Genomic DNA, 5,020 nt, shown 5'->3' on the forward strand with positions numbered 1-5,020 from the left:
CATTGATACCCATGACATAGGTACCGCAAGCCGCTATCAGCAGGATCACCAACCCGATCAACTGGATCGGCGGCGGCGGCTCGGTAAACCAGAACAGAAGCGTTGTGATGATGATCGTGGGAACGATAAATGTTATCAACGGCACAAAATACTTGAATTTCATCAGAAGTTCAACCCCCTCATTTTGTTTGAAATCTCCCTTGCGTTGTTCGTACTTCTTGTTATTCAAGGATATGCTATCCAAGGAATGATTCTCCATAATTTTATGTTTTCCTTCCCTGGATTATTTGCGTATGAATAAATTCCGCTGCCCATGCATTCTGGCAAATGTGCCGGAAGGATCAAAACATTTGATTAATAAAAAATATTGGGAAAATAGAAGGATTAAGAATATAATTTAGCGAATACAACAATAAAAGTATGTATAGATAATGCATTATTATCTTAAAAAATCAATTTATTCATTGGAGGCTTGTTCATGGAGAAAGTATGGCTAAAAAAATATGATCCAGGAGTACCGCACGAGATCGAACTTCCCGGCAAGACCATTCCCCAGTTGTTTCAGGAAACAGTCAGGAGATTCCCCCAGCATACCCATTTACGTTTCATGTTGGCCGGTTACACCTACGGGGAAGTTGACAAACTATCCAACCGTTTTGCCCACATGCTCAAGGATATGGGTATGAAAAAGGGGTGCCGGGTTGCTCTCAACCTCCCCAACTGTCCGCAATTTGTTATTGCCTACATCGGGGCTCTCAAGGCCGGTTGCACGGTTATTCCCTGCAATCCCCTCTACACGGAAAGGGAGATGCTTCACCAGCTCAATGACTGTGAAGCGGAGATAATGGTAACCATGAGCCGTTTTTATCCCAAAATAAGGAAATTGAAGGATCGGACCGGGATAAAGACGATCATCAGTACCAGTATCAAGGATTATTTCCCCGGTTTTCTCAAAGTGATTTATACCCTCTTCAAGGAGGTAAAAGAAGGTGATCGTGTACCCGTGCAGGAAGGAGACCACCAGTGGACGGATATTCTACCAAAATATCCGGATACCCCGGTTCCCGATCCGGGTGTTGATGTGAACGATCCCGCCTGTTTCCTGTACACGGGTGGGACCACGGGATTGTCCAAAGGAGCGGTGCTCTCCCACAAGAATCTGGCTACAAATGCCATGCAGATATTCAGCTGGAAGTCCGATGCGGAAGAAGGCAAAGAAATCGGTCTTGCCCTTATCCCCTTCTTTCACAGTTTTGGCATGAGCACCTGTTTGAATCTGAGCCTTCTGTATTGCGGTACAATGATTCTCATCCCCCATTTTGACCTGCAGATGGTTCTGCGGGCCATTCAACGGGAAAAACCAACCCTTTTTCCTGCCGTTCCCACCATCTATACTGCTATCATCAATGCACCGAACCTGAAAAAATATGACATGAGCTCTCTTGAATTCTGCATAAGTGGTGCGGCGCCATTGCCCGAGGAAGTGCACCGAAGATTCACGGAACTTACCGGCAGCCTGCTCGGGGAAGGATACGGCCTCACGGAAACTTCCCCCGTTACTCACTGCAACCCGGTCTTTGGATCTCAGAAGATTGGCAGTATCGGGCTTCCCTTCCCCAACACCCTTGCCAAGATCGTGGATATGGACGATCCCTCCATCGACATGCCGATAGGTGAGGAGGGGGAACTGGTCATCAAGGGGCCGCAGGTGATGAGTGGCTATCTTAACCGTCCGGAAGAAAACAAGGAGGCATTTCATGACGGGTGGTTGCTCACCGGGGACATCGGCAAGATGGACGAGGATGGCTTCTTCTACATTGTTGATCGCCAGAAAGACATGATCATCGCCGGCGGTTTGAATATCTATCCCCGGGAGATAGAAGAAGTCCTCTATGCACACAACAAGGTCAAGGAAGCCTGCGTGGTGGGGATTCCCCATGAATACCGCGGCGAGACCGTCAAGGCGTTTATTGTCCCCCGGGATGGAGAAACACTTACCGAAGCGGAGATCAAAGAATTCTGCCAGGAAAATCTCGTCAAGTACAAAGTGCCCAAGATCTATGAATTCAGGGATGAGCTTCCCATGTCCCTGGTGGGCAAGGTGCTACGCCGGGTTCTTCTTGAAGAGGAGCAGGCAAAGCAAAAAGACGACAAAAAAATGTCGAGCTAACAAAAAATCAAAAAGCAAGAAACCGGGTCCATTGGCAAAACAGCGTCGATGGACCCGCTGTTCTTTGTTATACCTGCAATTCGTGCTCGCGCTCCTGTTCCGGTAAAATCCATGCTCCCGTTTCCGGGCGGACCGGGTTATCAGCCGGCATACGGTTCCCCGTGGCTGCCCCCTATCCATGCTTTTTGTTGCCAAAAAACCGGGGTTAAATTAACATTGGGGGAAGAAAGAGAATTGTGGAGGCAGAAATAACGGCATCAGTGTGGGCGGAAGGCGGAGCAAAGATACGATGACCCTGACAACCAAACAATTTCATGCGGCGGTTCTGGAATTCTGTAATTATGGAAAGAAGACTGCCGTGCTTGAATTCCCCGATCCCCGATTCGACATACCCGTTTACACCAACGAATTCTGGACATCGAAGCAGAGGGCGGCCCATTCCCTGCATGAAATATCTTATCGTGCCTGTTTCAAGCCCCAGTTGCCCGAGTTTTTTATCACCCGTCTGACGGATCCAGGGGCCATCGTTTACGATCCTTTCATGGGCAGGGGCACGACACTCATCGAGTCGGCGTTACTTGACCGCATACCCCTGGGGTGTGACATCAACCCTCTGAGCCCGATCCTGACCCGTCCTCGTTTTGATCCTCCGGAACCGGGCGAAATCAAAGCGCGGCTTTACTCCCTGGACCTTGAGAAACCATGTGAAGTACGGGATGATATCCTTGTCTTCTATCACCCGCATACATTGCGGGCACTCACTAACCTGCAAACCTATCTGTTGGAACGGGAATCGACACAGGATTACGATCATGTGGACGCCTGGATAAGGATGGTGGCTACCAACCGGCTGACCGGTCATTCCCCCGGATTTTTCTCCGTCTACACGATGCCGCCCAACCAGGCTGTGTCCATAGCCTCGCAACGCCGTATCAACGAGCGGCGCGGTCAGGTTCCCCCGCGGCGGGATATCCGGGAACTGATCTTGCGCAAAAGCAACTCCTTGCTTCGCCGGTTGAGCCCTACCCAAAGGGAAACTCTTTCAAGGCGCAAAAATGAAGCTCGGATCATCACCGCTTCCGCTGATGACACCCCGCAGATCGGAGACAACACGGTGGCCCTGGTCGTCACTTCTCCGCCTTTCCTGAATGTTGTGGATTACGAAAAAGACAACTGGCTTCGCTGCTGGTTCAACGGGATCGACACCTCCGATATCCGCATGTGGCAATTCAGGAAACCCGAGGAATGGCGGGACAGGATGACCATCATTTTCCGGGAACTGCGGCGTATTCTTCTTCCCGGCGGGCATGTTGCTTTTGAAGTTGGGGAGGTTCAGCGGGGGAGAATTTTACTTGAAACCTGGGCGGTCCCCGCTGCCATCGAGGCCGGTTTCCGGCCGGAGATGGTCATGATCAACAGCCAGAAATTCACCAAGACTGCCCATTGCTGGGGCGTGGACAATTTGCAGCGGGGCACCAATACCAACAGAGTCATCCTCCTGCGCAAACCGGAATAAGCACCAAACCTGTCTTTCCAAGCGAGCGGCGGTTTCTGCCGTGACGAGGAATCTTGACCACTCACTTCTGCCTGCAAATCAGCATTGCCACAACCACATACCTACCTCCTGCCCGTCGTATTTAAAAAGTGCCCTACCTGTCATTCCTGAACTGGCTCCTGTTTTTTCTTTCCGAGTTACCTATCAGATTCCTCGCGGCACTATTTTTTCACTCCGGTGTTACCGTTTCTACATCATTATTCACCATGGCTTCATGTTGGTGTTCTTGTTAAACACCGCTTGCTCGGAATGACAGGGGGGGAGGCCGCGTTCTTTCCCCCGGTATTGTGCCATTCCGGCGACTGTATTTCCAGTACTGTCATTGCTATGAATCTATTAGTAAAAAGGGGCGCACTTATCCATGGGGTGGTAATTGACCATCCCTGAAACAGCAAGTATTTTAGGGTATCATCCTTAGGTAGCCAAAGAAACGGGGATTGACATACCTAATTCCTCTAACTTGCCGATATAATACCTAACTTTGGAGGCAGTATTAAATTTTGTATAGTAATCACTACCTAAATCTTTGAAAGAAACATTTTTCTTTAACATGTTGTAGATCGCGATGATTATAGAATGTGCTATAGCAACTGTAGCCCTATTGGCGCCTCGTCTTACGACTAAACGCTGATATCGGGCACTAAAAAAGCTATCTTTGTTTGACTTTGCGGATTTTGCGCATTGGATAAGTGTACTTTTTAAATATTTATTACCCTTGGTAGTTTTTCCGCTTTTACGTTTTCCAGCACTTTCGTTATTACCTGGGCATAGCCCAGCCCATGAAGCGAGGTGTGCTGCTGTTGGAAAGCGACTCATATCCGTACCCATTTCTGCGAAAATAATTTCGGCGCTTCGTTTCCCGACACCCGGAATTTCCATAACTTTTTTGATGGCGTCCCCGTGCCCTTCAATATGCTTGTCTATGATATCATCCAAGTTTTTGATGCGTCTGGTCATGTCATCGATATGATCTAAGATTGCCCTTACCAAACTCTTTTGTATCGGGGTTAAAACACCTTCCATAGCGAGAAGAAGCGCTTCCCTTTTTTCTTTCATAGAATGGTGAATCAAAGAATCAATATTTGATTCGTCGACTTCACCAATCAGTGCCTGCTCAAGCATCTTGCGACTGCTTACACCGTTCAGATCAGAAACAAATGAGCTCAATTTTATATTGGCGCCCTCCAGGGTCTTTTCTAAACGGTTGATTTCTCTGGAACGTTCATCAATCATGTTTTTGCGGTAACGCACCACTTCTCTCAATTCCCGCTGTTCTTTGTTTGGAACGTAGCTAC

General features: G+C 48.5%; 4 protein-coding genes. 2 read left to right on the top strand and 2 right to left on the bottom strand.

Annotated elements, in window-relative coordinates:
• A partial coding sequence (locus tag GX364_05990) for a hypothetical protein (GenBank protein ID NLI70393.1) occupies positions 1-229 on the bottom strand: 229 nt, incomplete at its 3' end.
• A 249-nt stretch (positions 230-478) separates the two neighbouring features.
• Here GX364_05990 and GX364_05995 point away from each other — a divergent pair.
• Both GX364_05995 and GX364_06000 read left to right on the top strand, forming a co-directional pair.
• Entirely contained in the window at positions 479-2,170 is a 1,692-nt protein-coding gene (locus GX364_05995; protein ID NLI70394.1) for a long-chain fatty acid--CoA ligase, read from the top strand.
• 289 nt (positions 2,171-2,459) lie between these two features.
• Positions 2,460-3,686, top strand: coding sequence for a site-specific DNA-methyltransferase (locus tag GX364_06000; GenBank protein NLI70395.1), 1,227 nt, complete (start codon positions 2,460-2,462; stop codon positions 3,684-3,686).
• 453 nt (positions 3,687-4,139) lie between these two features.
• On the opposite strand, the gene GX364_06005 is transcribed toward GX364_06000, so the two are convergent.
• The coding region (locus GX364_06005) for an IS110 family transposase (protein ID NLI70396.1) at positions 4,140-5,020 on the bottom strand (881 nt) is incomplete at its 5' end.

It is taken from the genome of Bacillota bacterium, assembly GCA_012518215.1.
Taxonomy (GTDB): domain Bacteria; phylum Bacillota; class Dethiobacteria; order DTU022; family PWGO01; genus JAAYSV01.